The sequence below is a fragment of the Streptomyces sp. GQ60 genome, assembly GCF_059758875.1.
The window spans coordinates 67,879-83,155 of record NZ_JCAXEG010000008.1; the positions used below are offsets into that span (position 1 = coordinate 67,879).

General features: G+C 70.1%; 16 protein-coding genes. All 16 read right to left on the bottom strand.

Annotation, left to right across the window (positions count from 1 at the left end; all coding sequences use genetic code 11):
- Positions 1-5: 5 nt before the first annotated feature.
- Entirely contained in the window at positions 6-1,490 is a 1,485-nt protein-coding gene (locus AC6CKD_RS21070) for an aldehyde dehydrogenase family protein (protein WP_498328998.1), read from the bottom strand.
- A gap of 48 nt (positions 1,491-1,538) precedes the next feature.
- The gene (locus tag AC6CKD_RS21075; protein ID WP_498328999.1) at positions 1,539-2,279 is read right to left on the bottom strand and encodes a type 1 glutamine amidotransferase domain-containing protein; all 741 of its coding nucleotides are present in this window, start codon (positions 2,277-2,279) and stop codon (positions 1,539-1,541) included.
- A gap of 81 nt (positions 2,280-2,360) precedes the next feature.
- Positions 2,361-3,116: a MinD/ParA family ATP-binding protein gene (locus AC6CKD_RS21080; RefSeq protein ID WP_498329000.1), complete on the bottom strand. Its 756-nt coding sequence runs from the start codon at positions 3,114-3,116 to the stop codon at positions 2,361-2,363.
- The gene (locus AC6CKD_RS21085; protein ID WP_498329001.1) at positions 3,116-4,375 is read right to left on the bottom strand and encodes a PP2C family protein-serine/threonine phosphatase; all 1,260 of its coding nucleotides are present in this window, start codon (positions 4,373-4,375) and stop codon (positions 3,116-3,118) included. Before AC6CKD_RS21085 ends, AC6CKD_RS21080 begins: the two co-directional genes overlap by 1 nt.
- Positions 4,357-4,821, bottom strand: coding sequence for an ATP-binding protein (locus tag AC6CKD_RS21090; protein WP_498329002.1), 465 nt, complete (start codon positions 4,819-4,821; stop codon positions 4,357-4,359). Before AC6CKD_RS21090 ends, AC6CKD_RS21085 begins: the two co-directional genes overlap by 19 nt.
- Positions 4,822-4,826: 5 nt before the next feature.
- Positions 4,827-5,138, bottom strand: a complete 312-nt coding sequence (locus AC6CKD_RS21095) for an STAS domain-containing protein (RefSeq protein ID WP_498329003.1) — start codon at positions 5,136-5,138, stop codon at positions 4,827-4,829.
- Positions 5,139-5,162: 24 nt separating this feature from the next.
- The gene (gene glgX / locus AC6CKD_RS21100; protein ID WP_498329004.1) at positions 5,163-7,298 is read right to left on the bottom strand and encodes a glycogen debranching protein GlgX; all 2,136 of its coding nucleotides are present in this window, start codon (positions 7,296-7,298) and stop codon (positions 5,163-5,165) included.
- Complete coding sequence (locus AC6CKD_RS21105) at positions 7,295-7,639, bottom strand: STAS domain-containing protein (protein ID WP_478687325.1); 345 nt, start codon at positions 7,637-7,639, stop codon at positions 7,295-7,297. Before AC6CKD_RS21105 ends, glgX begins: the two co-directional genes overlap by 4 nt.
- Before the next feature lie 36 nt (positions 7,640-7,675).
- Complete coding sequence (locus tag AC6CKD_RS21110) at positions 7,676-9,496, bottom strand: AGE family epimerase/isomerase (RefSeq protein ID WP_498329005.1); 1,821 nt, start codon at positions 9,494-9,496, stop codon at positions 7,676-7,678.
- Position 9,497: 1 nt separating this feature from the next.
- On the bottom strand, positions 9,498-9,962 hold the full coding sequence (locus AC6CKD_RS21115) for a VOC family protein (RefSeq protein ID WP_498329006.1): 465 nt from the start codon (positions 9,960-9,962) through the stop codon (positions 9,498-9,500).
- Entirely contained in the window at positions 9,962-10,612 is a 651-nt protein-coding gene (locus AC6CKD_RS21120; protein WP_498329007.1) for a DJ-1/PfpI family protein, read from the bottom strand. Before AC6CKD_RS21120 ends, AC6CKD_RS21115 begins: the two co-directional genes overlap by 1 nt.
- Positions 10,605-12,209 carry a GMC family oxidoreductase gene (locus AC6CKD_RS21125; protein ID WP_498329008.1) on the bottom strand — a complete coding sequence of 535 codons (1,605 nt, stop codon included), beginning with the start codon at positions 12,207-12,209 and terminating at the stop codon, positions 10,605-10,607. The genes AC6CKD_RS21120 and AC6CKD_RS21125 overlap by 8 nt, the downstream gene beginning before the upstream one ends.
- Before the next feature lie 11 nt (positions 12,210-12,220).
- Positions 12,221-12,592, bottom strand: coding sequence for a nuclear transport factor 2 family protein (locus AC6CKD_RS21130; protein WP_498329328.1), 372 nt, complete (start codon positions 12,590-12,592; stop codon positions 12,221-12,223).
- A gap of 13 nt (positions 12,593-12,605) precedes the next feature.
- The gene (locus AC6CKD_RS21135; RefSeq protein WP_498329009.1) at positions 12,606-13,061 is read right to left on the bottom strand and encodes a nuclear transport factor 2 family protein; all 456 of its coding nucleotides are present in this window, start codon (positions 13,059-13,061) and stop codon (positions 12,606-12,608) included.
- Positions 13,062-13,083: 22 nt separating this feature from the next.
- Positions 13,084-13,515: a nuclear transport factor 2 family protein gene (locus AC6CKD_RS21140; RefSeq protein WP_498329010.1), complete on the bottom strand. Its 432-nt coding sequence runs from the start codon at positions 13,513-13,515 to the stop codon at positions 13,084-13,086.
- A 90-nt stretch (positions 13,516-13,605) separates the two neighbouring features.
- On the bottom strand, positions 13,606-15,270 hold the full coding sequence (locus AC6CKD_RS21145) for a thiamine pyrophosphate-binding protein (protein ID WP_498329011.1): 1,665 nt from the start codon (positions 15,268-15,270) through the stop codon (positions 13,606-13,608).
- Between the last annotated feature and the right edge of the window lie 7 nt (positions 15,271-15,277).

Genomic DNA, 15,277 nt, shown 5'->3' on the forward strand with positions numbered 1-15,277 from the left:
GGAGGTCAGTCCATTCCGATCCAGACCGACTTGGTCTGGGTGTAGCTCTCCAGGGACTCGGGGCCGCACTCGCGCCCGTAGCCGGAGGCCTTGTAGCCGCCGTAGGGCACGGCGGGGTCGTACTGGTTGTAGCAATTGACCCAGACGGTCCCGGCCTTGATCTGCGAGGCGACCCGGTGGGCGCGTCGCAGGTCCTTGGTGTGGACGCCGGCGGCGAGGCCGTACGCGCTGTCGTTGGCGATGCGTACGGCGTCCTCCTCGGTGTCGAAGGGGATGATCGACAGGACGGGTCCGAAGATCTCCTCCTGGGCGATCCGCATGCCGTTGTCGACGCCGGTGAAGATGGTCGGCAGGAAGTACAGGCCTTCGGTGGAGGCCCCCTCGGGAGTCCAGCCGGTGCCGCCGGTGCGCAGGACGGCGCCTTCCTTCTCGCCGACCTCGATGTACGAGCTGACCTTGTCGAACTGGCCGCGGTGGGCGAGCGGTCCGAAGAGGGTGGCCGGGTCGCGCGGATCGCCGGGGAGCAGGGCGGCCGCTCGGGCCACGAGCCGTTCGACCATCTCGTCGTGGATCGGGCGGTGGAGCAGCAGCCGGGAGCCGGCGGTGCAGATCTCGCCCTTGTTGTAGTAGATGCCGAAGAAGGCGAGTTCCTCGGCGGCGTCGAGGTCGGCGTCGGCGAAGACGATGTTGGCGGACTTGCCGCCGAGTTCCATCGTCACCTTCTTCAGGGTGCCGGCCGCCCTGCGGATGATCGACTGGCCGACCGAGGTGGAGCCGGTGAAGGCGATCTTGTCGATGCCGGGGTGAGCGGTGAGGGTCTCGCCCAGTTCCACGCCCGGACCGGTGATGACGTTCAGCACTCCGTCCGGAATCTCCGCCTCCTGGAACAGCTCGGCGATCTTCAGGGCGGTGAGCGGGGTGGCGGGCGAGGGCTTGTGGACCACCGTGTTCCCGGCCGCGAGGGCCGGGGCGATCTTCGTCATCGACAGGAGCAGCGGGAAGTTGAACGGGGTGATCGCGCAGACCACGCCGAGCGGTTCGCGCAGGGTGTACGCGAGCTGCCCGCCTGCCGGGGCCCTGGAGGAGCCGTCCACCCGGGTCACGGCGCCGGCGTAGTAGTGCATGAGCTGGGCGGCCATGGGGGCGTCGACCGTGGAGGAGAAGGCGAAGGGTTTGCCCATGTCCACGGTCTCCAGCATGGCGATCTCTTCCAGGTCGCGCTCGATGAGCTCCCCGACCCGGTTCAGCCGCAGCGCGCGTTCCTGGGCGGACAGTCTGCTCCAGGGACCTTCCTCGTAGGCCGTGCGGGCGGCGGCCACGGCCGCGTCCGCGTCGGCGGCGGCGGCCTGGGCCACCGGCACGATCTCCTGTCCGTCCACGGGGCTGATGTCCGGTTCGGTACGGCCGTCCCGGGCCGGGACCCAGGTGCCGCCGATGAACAGTTTCCCGGGGTTGGCCAAGGGCTGGTCGCTGAGCGCGCGCTTGGTCATGGCTGTGGCTGCCTTCCGGTTTCGGGTGCGAGGGGCAGAGCGCTTCTGCTAGCCCTGGGCGAGCTGACGTAAGAACGTCTCCGCGAGGGCCTTGGAGGAGTAGGGGTTCTGGCCGGTGGTGAGCTTGCGGTCCACCACCACGTGCGAGTCCCAGATCGCGTCGGCCTTCTCGTAACGGGCGCCGAGCCGGGTGAGTTCGGCCTCCAGGATCAGCGGGAGGCGGCCTGCCATGTTGGTGACGAGCTCCTCGCTGTGCGAGAAGGCGGTCATCCGGTAACCCGCGAAGGGCCACTGGCCCTCGGCGTCGCGCAGGGCCAGCAGGGCGGTGTGTCCGTGGCAGACGGTGGCCAGCGGCTTGTCCTGGGCGATGGCCCAGCGCAGGATCTGCGCGAGCTCGTCGGACTTGGGCAGGTCCCCGATGGCCCCGTGGCCGCCGCTGATGTAGATGCCGTCGTAGTCGGCGATGTCCTTCTCGCCCAGGGTCTCCAGGGCGAGCGGGTTCCTCAGCTGCGGGGTGTCCGCTATGACGCGGCTGTACTCCTGGGCGCTGGCCGTGTCCGTGTCCGCGGAGCCCCGGGGGCGCACCCACTGGAGGAACTGGGGGTCGATGCTGGTCTGGTCGACCGTCGGGGCCTCGCCCGCGATCGTCGCCACGTCCACGGTGTGGCCCGCGTTCTTGAAGAGGGTGTAGGGAACGGCGAATTCCTCGGCCCAGAAACCCGAGGGGTGTTGTTCCCCGTCCAGCAGATGGAGCGTGGCCTTGGCCGTCATGACGACGAGAATCTTCATGACTCTCTTCTCCTTGTTCATGATGCGCCGGATGCGCTGCCGATTCAACACGCCCTCCGCAAGGGGCGTAAGGGGGAGACGTCAGGCACGCGATACTTCGTCACGTGCGTCCAACGCCGAGATGATGGTGCGGAATTCACCGACCAGGGGATGGTCGGGATGTGCTTCGGAGAATATGCGCTCCCCATAGAGCGCGGCCATTTCGGGAACATAGGGCAGTATTCCGGCCAGGGGGGTGCGGTAGACCTCCTCGGCCCGCCGCCGGGCGGCCTCCCGGTCGATGCCCTCGGGCGCCATGCTCATCACCAGGGTCCGCCGGCAGGCGAGCCTGCCGGTCAGGGCGATGGTCTCCTCGACGCCGAGGAGGTCGATCCGGTCGGCCCGGGCCATGATCAGGAGTACGTCGGCGCTCGCCATCGCGGTGACCGACTCGTTGTTGAGCCCGGCGTGGGTGTCGAGCAGCAGGACGTCCAGGGCGTGGTGCGCGGCCAGCCGGTCGAAGCCCTCGGGCAGCAGCCCCACGTCGTAGCCGGTGGTCATGAGTTCCCGCAGGGCCGCCGTCCCGGTCCGCGCCGGCACGACGTACAGGATCCCGCGGCCGTGACCCGTGGCGACCTCCTGGGCGGCGGCCTCGATCTCGCACCGGCCGAGCAGGTAGTCGGCGAGCGAGGGGCCGGGGCCGAGCCGGAAGAGCAGGTCCACGGTGGGCGACTGGATGTCCGTGTCGATCACGCCCACCCGGCGTCCCTCGCCCGCGAGGAGCAGGGCCAGGTTCGCCAGCACCGAGGACTTTCCGGTACCGCCGCGGTACGAGTGCACCACGATGGTCCGGGTCATCAGGCCACGACCTGGCGCTCGGCGCCGCCCGCGTGCGGCCCCCGCGCCGCGCGTGGCCGGTGCAGGGCCAGCATGGTGACGTCGTCGTGCTGTTCGGCTGTTCCGGTGTGCTCGCGTACGGCCGTGTCCATCCGCTCGACCACCTCCCTGCCGCTGACGGGGGGCCCCGACAGCAGCTCCAGCATCCGCTCGTCGCCGAGGAAGCTGCCCCTGGGGCAGCGCGCCTCCGGCACTCCGTCGGTGAACACGAAGAGCGTGTCGCCCGGGTTCAACTGGGCGTAGCCGAGCGTGTACACGCAGTCCGGGAGCACTCCGACGGCGGGGCCGGTGACCTCCAGCGTGCGCGGCTCGCCGCCGTCGGCGGCCAGCAGCAGCGGCGGGTTGTGGCCGCCGTTGATGTAGACGAGGGATCCGGTGAGCGGGTCGAGAACGCCGAAGAAGAGGGTGGCGAAGTAGCCCTGCCGCAGGTGGTTGCGGGTCAGGTAGCCGTTGGTGGCGGTGACCGCGTTGAGCAGCGGTGTGGCACCGACCACGGGGATGCGCCGGCTGTTGCCGGTGCGGCCGGCGGCCACCAGGTGCTGGAGGCCGCTGTTCTCGGCGGTGTGGCGCAGCAGGGAGCGGATGAGCGCCATGAAGAGCGCGGCTCCGACCCCCTTGTCGCAGACGTCGGCGACGACGAAGGCCAGGCGCCGGCCGCGGGAGAGCTCGAAGACGTCGTAGAAGTCCCCGGCGACCTGCCGGGCGGGCCGGAAGCACACGTCGATCTCCCAGCCCTCGGGGACCGGCAGTGATTCCGGCAGGAACCCGGCCTGGATCTCGCGACCGATCTCCAATTCCTTCTCGTAGCCCATCAGTTCGGCACGGGCGTCGGCTTCGCGCAGGGTGCGGCCGAGTCCGGCGCGCTCCGAGCAGCTGTGCAGCCGGGCCCCGACGAGCGCGGGCAGGAAGGGGGGTACGAGGTAGTCGTGGCCGATCCGGACGTGTTCCTCCAGGGCGGCGAACTCCGTCACGGTCCAGACGACCACGATGGGGGCGCCGGCCCAGCGGCGCAGCCGGCGCACGGCGGTCCGTACGGACTCCCCGTCGGCCTGGGCCGGGGCGAGCAGTACGTCCGCTTCGGGCAGCTCCTCCAGTGGGCCGGCCAGCAGGTCGGCCAGCGTGCGCGGGACGAGTTCCGCACCCATATCCCCCAGTGCCGCGATGAGTTCGAGGGGCGGGGGCGGATACTCGTCGAGGATGATCACGGTCGTGGAGGGCATGGGTCCGTCCCCTCAGCCATCACAGTCAGCGTGCTGATGTTGCGGCCGTCCCTGCGTACGTAGTCGAACTCGTCCACGCTGGTCAGTGCGAGGTGGATGCCGAGTCCGCCGGTCCGGCGCCGCTCGGGAGCGGTTTCCGGGTCGGGCGGCAGTCGCCCCTGGACGGGGTCGAAGGCCGGGGCGCGGTCCTCGATGGAGATCCGTACCCGGCCCGGCCCGGAGCGGCCCCGGACGGTGATCCGTCCGTCGCCGCCCCGGTACCCGTGCATCACGATGTTGGTGGCCAGCTCGTCCACGGCCAGCCGGATCCGGTACGAGGCGCCCCTGTCCAGGCCCGCCCCCCCGGCCAGCCGCAGGACGAGGGCGGCGATGTCGCCCAACGCCCCCAGGGTGGCGGGTACGTCCAGCTCGGCGGACGTCCTCGCCGTCTTGACCGCCTCGTCCATCGGACTCAGTCGTCGGAGAGCACGATGCTGCGGTCGAGACCGGCCGTCCGGATGGTCCGGGAGACGGGCTCGCTGGCGCCGACCACCTTGATGGTGACGTGCTCCCCCACCTTCTGCTGGGCGAAGACCAGGGAGCGCAGGCCGGCGCTGGCCATGTAGCCGACCCCGGCCATGCGGATCTCGACGGTGCTGGTGCCGTGGCCGGCGGCCTTCTCGATGGTCTGGTGGAAGTCCGGCGCCGTCTTGGCGTCGAGTTCGCCCTCCAGCTCGATCACGGTGGTGTCGCCCTCGATGCTCAGGGACACGGAAAGCGGCATGTCAGGTCTCCTTCGGTGCGTGGGCTAGAGCTCGGCGTCGGGGGTGCGGCCGACCAGGATCACGACGGAGCGCGGACCGATCAGGTACTTGCCGGCGTTCTCCAGTTCGAGTTCGGCGCCGGGGGTGCGGATGTCGTGCGGGGCCTCGGCCCCGGTGTCCGCGAACAGGTGCCAGCTGCGGCCGCCCGGGAGGGCGGGCAGTTCCAGGTCGTGCGCCTCCCAGTGCGCGTTCATGGCCGCGTACACCACGTCGTCGTCACCGGTGCCGCAGCGGGCCACCGCGATCAGCCGGCTCTCCGCCGACCAGTCGGGCTGCCAGGCCCGCTCCCCGTGCCAGCTGATGTCCGGCAGCCCGAGGCTGTCCCGGAGCTGTCCGGTGGGGTGGGAGGTGGAGCGCAGTTCGCGGTGGTGCTTGCGGAAGGCGATCATCTCCCTGGTGAATCGCAGCAGTTCGGAGTTCTCGTCGACCTGGCTCCAGTCGAACCAGGACAGTTCGTTGTCCTGGCAGTACGTGTTGTTGTTGCCCTGCTGGGTGCGCGCCACCTCGTCGCCGGACAGCAGCATGGGGATGCCCTGACTGGTGAAGAGGATGGCCAGGGCGTTCTTCATCTGGCGCAGCCGCAGCGCGTTGACTTCGGGATCGTCGGTGGGCCCCTCGGCTCCGCAGTTCCAGCTCGCGTTGTCGTTCCCGCCGTCGTTGTTGCCCTCGCCGTTGGCCTCGTTGTGCTTGTCGTTGTACGAGACCAGGTCGGCCAGGCTGAAACCGTCGTGCGCGGTCAGGAAGTTGACCGACGCCGAGGTCCCGCGGCTGGAGTAGAGGTCGGGCGAGCCGGCCAGCCGGGTGGCGAGCTCCCCCGTGACCCCGGGGTCGCCCTTGAGGAAGCTGCGCACGGTGTCGCGGTACTTGCCGTTCCACTCCGCCCAGCGGCCGTACGCCGGGAAGTTGCCGACCTCGTAGAGGCCGCCGGCGTCCCAGGCCTCGGCGATGAGCTTGGTGTGCCGCAGCACCGGGTCGTAGGCGAGCAGTTCCAGCAGCGGCGGGTTGGGCAGCGGTGTGCCGTCCGGGGAGCGGCCGAGGATGGCCGCGAGGTCGAAGCGGAAGCCGTCGATGTGGTAGTCGGCGACCCAGTGGCGCAGGCAGTCGAGGACGAAGTTGCGCACGACGGGGTGGTTGCAGTTGACGGTGTTGCCGGTGCCGCTGAAGTTGAAGTAGTACCCCTCGGGCGTGAGCATGTAGTACGTGGCGTTGTCGAGCCCCTTGAAGGAGATGGTGGGGCCGTGCTCGTTGCCCTCGGCCGTGTGGTTGAAGACGACGTCGAGGATGACCTCGATGCCGGCCGCGTGCAGCTCCTTGATCAGTGTGCGGAACTCGTCGCCCTGCATGCCGTAGCGACCGGTGGCCGCGTAGCCGGCCTTGGGGGCGAAGAAGGAGACGGTGTTGTAGCCCCAGTAGTCGAAGAGCTGCTCGCCCGTCTCCGGGTTGGTGCGCGGGTTGTCGCTCTCGTCGAACTCGAACACCGGCAGCAGCTCGATGCAGTTGATCCCGAGTTCCTTCAGGTACGGGATCTTCTCCCGCAGCCCCGCGAAGGTGCCGGGGGCGGTGACCTGTGAGGAGGGGTGCCGGGTGAAGCCGCGCACGTGGGTCTCGTACACGACGAGGTCCTCGGCGGGGATGCCCAGCGGCGTGTCGTCGCCCCAGTCGAAGTCCTGGAGGCAGACGCGGGAGCGGTACTGGTAGCCGCGGCTGCGGTCCGGCTCCACGCCCCACACGTCGCGGCCGGCGATCAGCCGGGCGTACGGGTCGGAGAGCACCTGGCGGGCGTCGAAGCGGTGGCCGGTGACGGGGTCGTAGGGTCCGTCGGCCCGGTACCCGTACTCGATGTTCTCGTGGTCGAGGCCGAAGACCGTCATGGCGAAGACGCTGCCGGTGCGGAATTCCTGGGGGAACTCCAGTTCGGCCATCGGCTCGGGCTCTCCGCGCTTGTAGATGACCAGGGTCATGGAGGTGGCCTGGTCGGAGAAGACGGAGAAGCTGACCCCGCCGGGGACCACGTTGGCCCCGAAGGGGAACGGTTTGCCGGCGCGGACGCGGTACCCGCCCACCTCGTGGGTCGGGTACGCGTCGACGCGCAGCACCTGCTCGGAGGCCGGCTCGCTCATCGCGCGGCCTTGGCCTTGGCGGCCGCCGCGGCGGCCTCTCCGGTCGAGAAGAAGTCGAGGAAGCCGGTGGCCGACATGACGAACCGGACTTCCTCGCTCACCCCGTAGAGGGTGACGGCGACCCCGGCGTGCTGGGCCTCGCGGTAGACGACGAGCAGGGTGCGCAGCCCGGCGCTGGAGACGTAGGTGACGGCCGTCAGGTCGATGCGCAGCGGCCGGCCCTCGCGGACCAGCGGCAGCAGCGTCTGCAGCAGCGATCCGGAGGTCTCGCTGTTGATCTCGCCGGTGGCGACGAGCACGATGCCCGTCTTGTTGCGGCGTTCCTTCACGTTCAGGGTCATTGCCTTCCCCTCTGAGTGGGGCGCCCCCGTTGAGCGCTACTGGGCGGTCGGGCGCAGCCGGACCTTGACCTTGACCCGGCCCTGGACGTCGGGCAGCCGGACGGTCAGTGCGTCGGCGTCGAAGTCCGTGTACGGCTTCTCGTCGATCTCGACGGACGCGATCCGCACCGAGCCGGCGGGGAGCAGGTCGGGCGAGACGCGCAGCACGCGGTCGGGCAGGTTGGTCGGGTCGGGCTGGAAGTGGAAGTCCATCTCCCGGCCGTTGATGAGCAGGTTGTTGTAGACGGCGGACAGGTAGCAGAGCTCCGCCGAGTGGTACATGGACATCGAGTGGCTGCCCTTGAGCCGCTCGGTCCCGAGCAGGTACGGGGTCCCGCTCGCGAGGACGTTGAAGTAGACGGCTCCCTCGTCGTGGTCGAGGAAGAAGGTGTTGTAGAAGGCCTCCGCCTGCCGGGCCTCGCGCAGGAAGCCGTCACCGCCGACGGTGCCGTTCAGGATGAGGTAGGCGAGGATCGCCTGCTCCTGCTGCCACCAGGCCTTGCGGTCGTGCCAGGCGAAACGATACGTCTCCTCGTCCCCCGTCTTGGCGCGCTCGACCACGTCGTACCAGCCGCCGCGCTGCACGTCGCTGCCGACGGCCGGCATGATCTCGCCGATCTTGCGGGCGAGCTCCTCGTAGGCCGGCTTGGCCTTCAGCGAGTTCATCCGCATCAGGTTCCAGGCGATCTTGAGGTTGTGGCCGACGACCGCGCGGTTCTGCTGCCAGCTGTGCGCGGTGTCGTGGGACCAGTCGCGGAAGAAGCGCTCCTGGACGAAGGGGCTGTTCTTGTAGTCCGGGAACTTGTCCGCGATCGTGTCGAAGGTGTACTCCAGGAAGTCCGCGTAGCGCTGCTCCCCGGTCGCCAGGTACAGGTTGATCAGGTACGCGGGCGCGTGGTCGCCCACCGAGTTCCAGTTCTTGCGCTCCGCGTTCTCCCCGAGGGACTCGTGGTCGGCGCTGAAGAGGATCGGGTCGATGTGCGAGTAGTAGCCGCCCTGCTCCGGGTCCTTGAAGAACTTGTCGAACAGCCGGATGGTGGCGTCCGCGTCGTTCTTGATCCGGATGTCGCCGGTGACCCGGTAGGTCTGGATCGGGCCGGCCAGCGCGTAGATCTGCTCGTACATCGGGATCGCGTCGTAGTCGTCGGAGAACTCCGAGGTGAACAGCTTGCGTTCGCTGTCCCCGTCCACGCTGATGCCGTGGTACCAGAAGACCACGTCCTCCTCGCTGTCCACGACGCGCATGTGCTTGCGCAGGTACTCGGTGCCGCGCTCGGCGACCTCCAGGTACTCGTCCTTGCCGGTCAGCAGGTAGGCCGAGGCCATGCCGTAGACCAGGCGGGAGATCGTGTCGGTCTCCTGGACGTGGCTGGCGGTCTTGTCACCGCCGAGCCTGATCTCGGTGCGGTACTCGGTGAAGTCCACCGGCCCGTCGCCGAACTGCGCCCGCTTGTAGAAGTCGGCCAGCGATTCGATCTGCTTGATCCACCAGCTCGGCTCCTCGAAGCGGTAGTCCTCGGCCCCGCGGCCCAGGAACACCAGGCGCTTGGCCTCGAAGCGCCCGCCCTGCTCGGGGTAGTGGACCCCGTAGACGTAGAGGAACCGTCCCGGCGAGAGCATCTCGTCGATGTGCCCGGAGGCGTCGATGTACGGCTCGTCCAGGTTGCGGACCAGCTCGGCGCTGGGGTCCGCGGCCAGGGAGACGTCGAACTCCCGGCCGTCCGAGGTCTTCAGCCGCAGCAGCCGGGACTCGGAGTCGAAGCGGCCGACGTAGCCGGCGATCGTGTCGGAGAAGGAGAAGCTCACGGCGTCCGCCATGTCATGCACCGTCCTTGTCGTGGTGGGAGCCCATCGGCGCACGGTCGTCGTCGTGGCCGTGCTCGTCCTCGAAGCCCTGGCTGACCTCGACGATCACCCCGTCGGGATCGCGGAGCCACACGGTCCGCCAGCCGCAGATGAAGTCGTCGAAGTCCAGTGGCCCCAGGGTCACTTCGGCCGCGTCGCCGAGCGTGGCCAGGAAGCCGTCCACGCTGTCGGTCTGGAAGGCCAGGTGGCGCATCCGGCCCGGCGCCGCCGGCCCGTCGTGGTACTCGCGGGCGGCCTGCTCGGTGCCCGCCGCGAAGAGCTCCAGGTACACGTCCCCCTGCCGGAGGAAGATGATCCGGGCGTCCCCGAGGTCGACCACCCGGGCCCGGGTGAAGCCGAAGTACCGGGTGTAGAAGTCCTCGGTGGTCTTCTGGTCGGCGCAGTTCAGGCCCACGTGCGACCAGACCATCGGGGCCATCAGCCGGCGCCCCGCGCGTCCCGGGCATCCTGCGCGCCCTGCGCGCGCCGCGCGCCCCGGTCGGCGGCGATCAGCTCGATGATCCGGCGGGCGAACAGGTGGTGATGGGCCCCGGTTCGGCCGGTGACCAGGTCGCCGTCGACCACCACGTCCTCGTCCACGTACTCGCCGCCCATGTTCCGGACGTCGCCGATGAGGTTGTTGTGGCAGACGACCTTGCGGCCGCGGATCTTGTCCGGGATGGAGGCGGCCAGCCACATGCCGTGGCAGATGACCGCCTTGAGGACCGTCGGCTCCTCGAAGGCCCGGCGCAGCAGCTCCGTCGCCGGAGCCAGTACGTCCACGTCCTCGGTGTAGCGCAGCCGGTCGGCCACCATGCCCGAGGGCACGATGATCGCCGCGTACCGGCGCAGTTCCTCGCCGCTCAGCCCTTCCAGGGACTTCTCAGCGGTGAAGGGAGCCCGGTACTCGTGCCCGGAGAAGGTGATGGAGTCGTTGCCCCACAGCCGGGTCAGGAAGTCGACCTCGGCGCCCTCCTCCGCGAACCGGTGCTGGTAGTAGAAGATCTCCGGCTCGTAGAAGTCGCTCTCGACCAGGACCGCGATCCGGGTTCCGGTCAGCGCACCCTCGCGCAGGACCACATCAGGCACGGGACACCCCCTTCAGGAAGTCCGCCGCGCGCTCGGCGATCATCGCGATGGCGGTGTGGCAGTTGCCCGACGGGACGGCGGGCATCACGCTCGCGTCGACGACGCGCAGGTTCCGTACGCCGTGCACCCGCAGTTCGGGGTCGACGACGGAGAGGTCGTCGACGCCCATGCGGCAGGAGCCGGCCTGGTGGTGGTAGCTCTCCGACTTCTGCTTCACGAAGGTGCGCAGGTCCTCGTCGGACACGTAGCCGGGTCCGGGCTGGAGCTCCTGCTTGTACCAGGGCGAGAAGGCGGAGGTCGCGAACAGCTCCCGGGCGGTCTTGACGCCCTGGACCATCCGCTCCAGGTCCCAGCGGTCGCCCAGGTAGTTCGGGTGGATCAGCGGGTGGGCCAGCGGGTCCGCGCTCGCCAGCTTGATCCAGCCGCGCGAGACGGGACGGACGACACCCGGCAGGATGGACACCGTGTTCGGGTGGTCCCGGCCGACGATCACGTCGAACGGCACGTGCACGAAGGCGATCTGCAGGTCCGGCGCCGGCAGCCCCGGCCGGGACGAGAGGAACAGCGCGCTCTCCGACAAGTTCTGTGCGGGCGGCGGCAGTTCCTGGGTGACCTCGGCCATCAGCCCGGTCAGCACGTGGTTGTGGAAGTTCTCGCCGACCCCGGGCAGCGCCGCGACGGTCCCGATGCCGTGCTCGCGCAGCTGCTCGGGGTGCCCGATCCCGGAGAGCAGCAGCAGCTTCGGCGATTCGATCGCCCCGGCGGCCACGATCACCTCCCGGCGGGCCCGCACGGTGTGCAGTCCGGGCTCGGACGCCGCACTGTGGCCGTCCCGGACGGTCCGCCCCGGGATCTCGGCGGGGGCCCGGAGCTGGACGTACTCCACACCCGTGCAGGTGTCCCCGTCGAAGAGCAGCCGGGTGCTCTGCGCACTGGTGCGCAGGGTCAGGTTCGAGCGGTCGAGGGCCGGCTCCAGGTAGGCGGCGAGGACGCCCTGGCGGCGGCCGTCGGCCGCGTCGATGTGGTGCCAGCCGGTGCCGAAGAGGCCGCGCCGCGGCCCGTCGGTGTTGAAGTCGGCGATCTCCTCGTGGCCGAGCTCGACGGCGGCGTCGATGAAGGCTCGGGAGACCGGGTTGGGGCCGTGCCGCCCGGCGTGGGTGATCCGCTGCGGCCCCCGGGTGCCGGTGGTCGGCGCGGTGGCGTCCTCCTGGCCCTCCAGCAGCGAGAAGTAGGGCAGTACGTCCTCGTGCGCCCAGCCGGCCGCGCCCTGGTAGGCCCAGTTGTCGAAGTCCGAGGCGTGGCCCCGGATGTGCATCATGATGTAGAGGTTGCTGCTGCCGCCGGGGGCCTTGCCGCGCGGTTCGTACGTGCGGCGGCCGTCCAGGCCGGGCTGCGGGACGCTGGTGTAACCCCAGTCGACGGGCCCGCCGAGCAGCTTGTACCAGGAGGACGGATCGTCCACCTCGGGAGGGATGCGGCCCGCTCCCGCTTCCAGGACCAGGACGGTGACGCCCGGGTCCTCGGAGAGGCGGTTCGCGAGGACGCTCCCGGCGGTGCCGGATCCCACGACGATGTAGTCGTACTCATCCACGGCCATCGCGCGCCCCCTCAGCCCTGGCCGAGCACCTGGAAGGGAACCGTGTCGTGGTGGTTCGCCATGTAGGCGATCTTTCCGTCCACGATGCGGAAGAAGTTCATGACCTCGGCCTCGATCTCCTCTCCGGAGGGGGTGACCGCGGTCAGGTGGGAGACGGCCGCGGCCTTCTCCCCGTCGACGAGGAAGTGCACGGGCTCGTTGCGGAAGACCCGGTACATGGTCCCCATGCCCTTCATCATCGACCGCAGCAGCTCCAGGCCCTCGATGTGGCCGGCGAGCTGCTCGTCCATGACCTGGTCCTCGGCGAACAGGTCGCACCAGCCGTCCCAGTCACCGGCGTTGGCGTACTCGTAGTACTTCTGCAAGATCTGCCGCGCGTCCATGGCGCTCAACCCCCTACTGGTCCCTGCGGGTTCCGTCGGGCGCGAAGGGCGCCCAGAACTGGCTGAAGGCGGTGGCCGTGTCGCCGAACAGGCCGTCGTGGCCCTCGACGATCCGGCCGTCGCGCCAGCGCATGAAGTGGAAGACCGGGTAGTCCATCCGCTCGTACGGGGAGCCGCTCGATTCGTCGGCGCCGCCGCGCACGGCGACGTTGCGGCAGACGTCCGCACTGCAGTCCTCGCCCACGAGGACCGCCTCGATGTCCATGCGGAAGGTGCCGCCCGTGAGCTTGTGGGTCCGGCCCATCAGCTCCAGGAAGGCGTCCAGGCTCTCGTACCAGCCGGCGAGCGGGTGGTTGCCGGGGACCTGCCAGCGCAGGTCCTCCGCGTAGTACTCCAGGATCCTGGCCCGGTCGCCGGAGCCGAGGGCGCGGTACGCCGCTTCGACCCGCTCCCGTGTCACTTCGGTCATCGTCGCTTCTCCTTCGGGGCGGTCAGAGGGAGGCGGAACCGGGCATGGGCGCCAGTTCGTTGACGGTGTACTGCCGGATCCGCGGCCCGTCGGGGCCGGCGACCACGGTCCAGGTCTGGTCGGCGTCGAAGCCCAGCCACACGCTGCGGGCGGCCGGCGGATCCCAGATCTTGGCCTGCCAGTTGACGAGGACCCGGACGATCGCCCGGTCGCCCTCGATGACGGGCTCCACCTTCGTGACGGTGTGCACCTCGTCGAAGAAGCGGTTCGTGACCGCCTCGTACCAGCGGCCGAAGCCCTGGTGGCCGAGGAAGGTGTCCTCCGGGACCTTGAACTCCAGGTCCTCGGTGATCAGGGCCAGCACCTGGTCCGGCTGGACGTGCTGGTCCAGGGCCACGTACCACTTCTCGGCGAAGGCGCGGATCGCGTCCTCGGTCAGCCGCTCGGCGGGCATGCGGTCTCCTCCTGTCTAGCGTGGGGTGTGGGTTCCGGGGTGTTGGGGCGGGCGGGCGTGTCGGATTCGGGAAGTTGGGTCCGGGAGACGTCAGATCTGAACGTCCACGAGGAACGGCCCGGGATGGGCGAGCATCCGGCCCACGGCGGCGACCGCCTCGTCGGGCTTCTCCACCCGCATCCCGCCCGCCCCGAGCGACCGGGCCAGAGCGGCGAAGTCGATCTCGGGGTGCGAGAGGTCGAAGGACCCCGGGAAGCCGTGCTCCGGGATCTCCCGCTCCCGCCAGTACTGGGCGATGTTGTCGTCCAGCAGCCGGTACTTGCGGTTGTTGCAGACCACGAACTTGGCCTCGATGCCGTGCCGGGCCGCGGTCCACAGCGCCTGGTACGTGTACATCGAGCCGCCGTCGCCGGCGAAGCCGACGACGAGCCGCTCCGGCCGGGCCAGCTTGACGCCGACCGCGCCCGGGAAGCCCACGCCCAGCGATCCGCCCCGGGTGAGGTGGTAGTCGCCCGGCCGCTCCGGCGGCAGGTACCGGGTGACCAGCGGGGAAGTGGTCAGCGCCTCGTCGAAGACGATCAGGTCCCCGCCCGTGCGCTCCGCCAGGGTCCGCAGGAAGACCGCCATCGGCGATCCGGCTGCCTCTTCGGAGGCCATGGCCTCCCGCTCGGCCTGGCCCGCCCTCGCCCGCTCCCTGGTCCGCCCGTCCAGCCGCCCGGCCGCCGCCGCCCGCTGCGCGGGGGTGAGTACGCGTTCCAGTACGCCGGCCAGCGCGCGCAGCGCCTGCCGGGGATCGGCGGCGAGCCCGAGGTCCACCGGGTGGTTCTTGGCGATCTCGTAGGCGTTCAGGTCGATGTGCACGACCCGCGCGCCGGCCCGGAAGGGGCTCTCCAGCTCCGGGAACACCTCGGGGAAGACGTAGGTGCCGACGATCAGCACCCCGTCCGCGTCCCCGATCAGCTCCCTGCTGTGCGGGCCGAACATGTGGCCCGTCTGACCGCGGCGCAGCGGGTGCGAGGCCGCGATGTTCACCTCGGAGGAGTCGACCTCGTACACGTCGGCGCCGAGCAGTTCGGCGACGGCGACGAGTTCGCGCTGCGCCCCGGAGAGGGCGACCCCGTCCCCGACCAGGACGACCGGCCGCTCGGCGGAGGCGAGCAGCTCGGCCGCCCGCCCCACCGAGGCGGCGGAGGGCGCCACGTCCGTGAGGGGCACCGTGGCCGGCAGCACGAGCTCGGAGTTGAGCTCGTCCAGCACGTCCATCGGCAGTGCCACGAACACCGGGCCGCGCGGCGGGGTCAGGGCGATCTTCACCGCCCGGCGGATCGTGCGCAGCACGGAGTGCCGGTCGGTGACCCGGGTCGCGTACTTGGTCACGGGCTTCGCCATGGCCACGAGGTCGGACGCCATCTGCGCGTCCATGGCGTCGTAGCGCACCCCGGCGTCGCCGGCGACCACGACGAGCGGGGTGTGGCCGCGCAGCGACTGGTAGAGCATGCCGATGCCGTTGCCCAGCCCCACCCCGGAGTGGAGCTGGAGCAGGGCCGCCCCGCCGGTGGCGCGGGCGTAGCCGTCGGCGATGCCCGCGGCCACCGTCTCCTGGAGGGCGAGGACGTAGTGGAAGTCCTGCGCCGCGTCGACCGCGTCGAGGAATCCCTGTTCCACCGTCCCGGGATTTCCGAACATGACGTTCAGGCCGTCGGCCTTGAACTGGTCGATCAGCCTTTCCCGTCCGGGAGTGGCTCCAGAACTCATCGAACTC

Coding starts and splice junctions, on each gene's coding strand:
- AC6CKD_RS21075 (WP_498328999.1), bottom strand. CDS start 2,279: ATGAAGATTCTCGTCGTCATGACGGCCAAGGCCACGCTCCATCTGCTG.
- AC6CKD_RS21095 (WP_498329003.1), bottom strand. CDS start 5,138: ATGCCGCTTTCCGTGTCCCTGAGCATCGAGGGCGACACCACCGTGATC.
- AC6CKD_RS21110 (WP_498329005.1), bottom strand. CDS start 9,496: ATGGCGGACGCCGTGAGCTTCTCCTTCTCCGACACGATCGCCGGCTAC.
- AC6CKD_RS21105 (WP_478687325.1), bottom strand. CDS start 7,639: ATGACCCTGAACGTGAAGGAACGCCGCAACAAGACGGGCATCGTGCTC.
- AC6CKD_RS21090 (WP_498329002.1), bottom strand. CDS start 4,821: ATGGACGAGGCGGTCAAGACGGCGAGGACGTCCGCCGAGCTGGACGTA.
- AC6CKD_RS21130 (WP_498329328.1), bottom strand. CDS start 12,592: ATGGACGCGCGGCAGATCTTGCAGAAGTACTACGAGTACGCCAACGCC.
- glgX (WP_498329004.1), bottom strand. CDS start 7,298: ATGAGCGAGCCGGCCTCCGAGCAGGTGCTGCGCGTCGACGCGTACCCG.
- AC6CKD_RS21135 (WP_498329009.1), bottom strand. CDS start 13,061: ATGACCGAAGTGACACGGGAGCGGGTCGAAGCGGCGTACCGCGCCCTC.
- AC6CKD_RS21125 (WP_498329008.1), bottom strand. CDS start 12,209: ATGGCCGTGGATGAGTACGACTACATCGTCGTGGGATCCGGCACCGCC.
- AC6CKD_RS21140 (WP_498329010.1), bottom strand. CDS start 13,515: ATGCCCGCCGAGCGGCTGACCGAGGACGCGATCCGCGCCTTCGCCGAG.
- AC6CKD_RS21145 (WP_498329011.1), bottom strand. CDS start 15,270: ATGAGTTCTGGAGCCACTCCCGGACGGGAAAGGCTGATCGACCAGTTC.
- AC6CKD_RS21115 (WP_498329006.1), bottom strand. CDS start 9,962: ATGGCCCCGATGGTCTGGTCGCACGTGGGCCTGAACTGCGCCGACCAG.
- AC6CKD_RS21085 (WP_498329001.1), bottom strand. CDS start 4,375: ATGCCCTCCACGACCGTGATCATCCTCGACGAGTATCCGCCCCCGCCC.
- AC6CKD_RS21080 (WP_498329000.1), bottom strand. CDS start 3,116: ATGACCCGGACCATCGTGGTGCACTCGTACCGCGGCGGTACCGGAAAG.
- AC6CKD_RS21070 (WP_498328998.1), bottom strand. CDS start 1,490: ATGACCAAGCGCGCGCTCAGCGACCAGCCCTTGGCCAACCCCGGGAAA.